The sequence below is a fragment of the Effusibacillus sp. SKA8 genome (assembly GCF_058273125.1).
Window position 1 is genome coordinate 1 of the sequence record NZ_JBZCSF010000041.1, and the last position, 865, is coordinate 865.

Genomic DNA, 865 nt, shown 5'->3' on the forward strand with positions numbered 1-865 from the left:
ACGGTGCGAAGTAGAACTGATCGACGATGCCGTTCGAACCAGATTGAGCGCCAGTACCGCCAGTTCCAGCATTACCGCCAGCTACATCCCAATTCGCTGACAATGAAGGTGCCCAGAGCCCGATATATCCTCCCCCGCCACCGCCCCCGCCACCGCCAGTGCCGTATCCGTTTCCGCCGTTACCTCCCCTAGCGAAGAGCGTGATAGAGGGGATCGGGTTTTCGGAGAAGATATAGATTACTCCGCCACCACCGCCACCACCGCCTCCTGACGGGTTTGTCCCCGAAGAAGCACCTCCTCCACCATTACCTCCGCCCGCCCATAAACCACCGCCACCGCCACCGCCTGCATAGCCTGTGCCATAATAACTTGCTCCAGTGTTCCCAGTACTTCCGTTTAGATACACAGAACCTGGCAAATACCCATATCCGTATAAAAGAGAGTTACCCAGCCAAGTTGGATATTTCACGGCTTTTAACATGGCATCGGTTTGTACAGCGCCGCCACCGCCACCGCCCAGCCCTGAGGAAGTTGAAGCTGTTGCTGAACTAACTGCACCCAAAGCTCCAGACGGCAGGTAAGCGTTATTATAAGAACTTCCACTTGAGTAAGTAGAAGTTGCGGCGTTTCCGTTTGATCCTGGATTCCCGTTTGCCTTTATAACTCCGTTTCCAACTATTTTCCTAGCTATAACTATTACGTTTTGACCTCCTCCACCACTTCCTCCAGCCCCGCCACTCCCTGACTGATCATAAGCGCAATTAGCGTCTATCGTCCCATATAGGTTTAAAGTATCACACACGATTGCTCTGACCGGACACGGGCTGTTCGTCGGGTTTTTTGTGTACTGTAGCGTTGCGTTTGG

1 protein-coding gene is annotated in these 865 nt (G+C 53.2%); it reads right to left on the reverse strand.

All coding sequences use genetic code 11. The annotated features are described in order from the left end of the window. Positions 1-237 precede the first annotated feature (237 nt). Entirely contained in the window at positions 238-363 is a 126-nt protein-coding gene (locus tag AC4ED1_RS14640) for a hypothetical protein (protein WP_490939866.1), read from the reverse strand. Positions 364-865 lie beyond the last annotated feature (502 nt).

What these genes read in the sequence shown, in the direction of transcription:
- AC4ED1_RS14640 (WP_490939866.1), bottom strand. Translation starts at nt 363, where the DNA reads ATGGCACAGGCTATGCAGGCGGTGGCGGTGGCGGTGGTTTATGGGCGG.